This window comes from uncultured Cardiobacterium sp. (assembly GCF_938028185.1).
Classification (GTDB): Bacteria; Pseudomonadota; Gammaproteobacteria; order Cardiobacteriales; family Cardiobacteriaceae; genus Cardiobacterium.
This window is the reverse complement of the sequence record NZ_CALJAH010000431.1, coordinates 1-2,193: the sequence shown is the minus strand read 5'-3', so window position 1 is coordinate 2,193 and position 2,193 is coordinate 1. Positions and strand designations below refer to the sequence as shown.

General features: G+C 63.0%; 1 protein-coding gene. It reads right to left on the bottom strand.

Features of this window, described 5'->3' with window-relative positions; translation table 11 throughout:
* Positions 1-125: 125 nt before the first annotated feature.
* Complete coding sequence (locus Q0349_RS12435; protein ID WP_298081337.1) at positions 126-2,015, bottom strand: TonB-dependent receptor; 1,890 nt, start codon at positions 2,013-2,015, stop codon at positions 126-128.
* Positions 2,016-2,193: the final 178 nt, after the last annotated feature.

Here is a 2,193-nt window from a genome sequence, read left to right as displayed (position 1 = left end):
TGGGTATCTCCGTGCAGGTGATACCGGGATGATGGATGTAAACGAGGTCTTTGGGTTGTTTTGTAAAGGAGGTCTTTGGGTTGTACCTCTCCCGTCCCCTCCCCCACGGGGGGAGGGGCGTTTGTTCAAAAGTTAAAGCTAAATCCCAGCCAGTAGGTGCGTTCCGGCGCGGCGACGGCGGCAGGGCTGAGCGAGGCGACGTGCGGCTGTTCGTTATGGGCGTGGTATTTGCGGTCAAGGAGGTTGTCGATGCCGACGCTGACGGCGAAGCGGTCGCGGGTTTGCAGGCTGGCGTAGAGGTTCACCGTGGCGTAGCTCTGGTAGTGCAGCGGGTTGTCGATGCCAAGGCCTTTGGTTTTGTCGCTGTCCAGCCGCGTGTTTTTGTGGGCGTAGTGCAGGTTGGCGCCGACGTTGTAGCTGCCGAAGGGGGCGTAGTCCTGCCAGTCCAGCGCCCAATCGGCGGTGAGCGGGCGGATGTTGTACAGCGGGCGGTCGTCGCCGTTGTTTTCGCCGTATTGGTAGCGCACTTTGCCGCGTGTGGCGAGTTTTTGCGTCAGGCTTTTTGCCGCGCTGATTTCGGCGCCGATGAGGGTGGCGCGGGTGTTGCGGCTGATGACGTTGCCGTCGTCGCGGCGGATGCCGTTTTGGCCGCGCGCGCGGTCGTAGGTGATGAAGTTGCGCACTTTGTCGTAGTCGGCGGCGGCTTCGATTTGCCAGGCGCCGGCAACGTCGCCGTTGCGCACTTTGCCGTATTCGCGCCAGCCGTCGCCCTGCCAGCTGCCGCTGACGGCGATGCGGTTGTGCCGTTCGGGTTTGAGGTAGGGGTTGCCGATCCAGCCCATGCCGTTTTGGCCGGGGAGCGAGGTGAAGCGCTCGGCGTTGTCCGGCTGGCGGATGAGGCTGTCCACGCCAAGGCGGTATTTTTGCCGCTCGTCGGGCTGGTATTGGTAGGCGAGTGCCGCGCCGACGCCGCCGGTGGTGCGTTTGCCATTCAGCGCTTTGCCGTAATACTGCTGCCAGAGCTGGTTCGGCGCGGGGAAGTTTTGGTTGCCGATTTGTGAGGCGGTGTTTTTCTTTTTCGGGTCGGCGGTGAGGCGGTCGTAGCTGAGGCCGCCGCTCAGTTGGTGCGCCGGGGTGATGTTCCAGTAGTGGTCGTAGTAGAGGTGGTAGTGGTCGCTGTGGATGTCGGCGAAGCGGTAGGCGTTGCGGCGCGCGCCCTGCGGGGTGATGGCGTAGCGTTCGGCGTTGTGGCTGTCGCGGCCATAGTGCAGGCCGATGTGCGAGCGCTGTTCGCCGTACTGGATGCGGTAGTCGGCGTCAAGGTCGGTTTTGCTGCGCTCTACTTCCATTTTGACGCGCGGCTGGCCTTGCGCGGGGGTGCGCAGTTTGTAGTTGTTGGCGGTGCGGTCGAGTTCGATGTGGCGCACGTTGAGGTTGAAGGTGTTGCTTTGGTCCTGCGCGCCGAGGCGGGCGCTGGCGTTCACCACGATGCGCTGGGTTTTCACCGCGTCCATTTGGTGCTGCGGCTGTTTGTCGTCGCGGATGTTGTCGCGCACGACGCCAAGGCGGTATTCCTGCTGCGCGTTGGGGACGACGCCGAGCATCGCCATTTCGCCATCGCGGGTGTAGCCGGTATGGGTGCGTTGGCCGCTGCCGTCCTTGTAGTCGCGGAGGTGGAGACGGTAGGCCTGTACCGCGCCGTAGAGGTTGCTGCCGCGCTGGCGGTAGAGCACGCGCTCCTGGTCGCCGATGCTGCCGACGCGGGCTTCGGCTTGCAGCGGGCGGGTGGTGTTGGTGCTGACGTTTTGCGCGGCGGACGGGTTCGTCCACGGGCGGCGGTAGTCGTACTGGTTTTCCAGCGGCTGGCCAAATTCGGTCTGCGGGGTGATGACCGGCGGCGGCGCGAAGTCGTATTGCGGGCGGTAAGCGTTGGCGGTCGCAAGGTCGGTTTTTTCTTCGGCGTGGGCGACGGCTACGGCGAGCAGTGGCAGGAGGCAGGGCAGTTTGGCTTTCATTACGGGTTCCTTGTCGGCTGGTAAGGTTGCGTAGATGATAAGCCTTCTTCTTTGGCTTTACATTGACGTGTGTCTAGCCTGACGATGCGGTGCACACTCGCCCCTGCTGTTGCGTGTAAACCGCCTGCCCCCCAATAACTAAGAACCTGTTTAGAGTCTGGGAAAACCCGTTACTCTT

What these genes read in the sequence shown, in the direction of transcription:
- Q0349_RS12435 (WP_298081337.1), bottom strand. Translation starts at nt 2,015, where the DNA reads ATGAAAGCCAAACTGCCCTGCCTCCTGCCACTGCTCGCCGTAGCCGTC.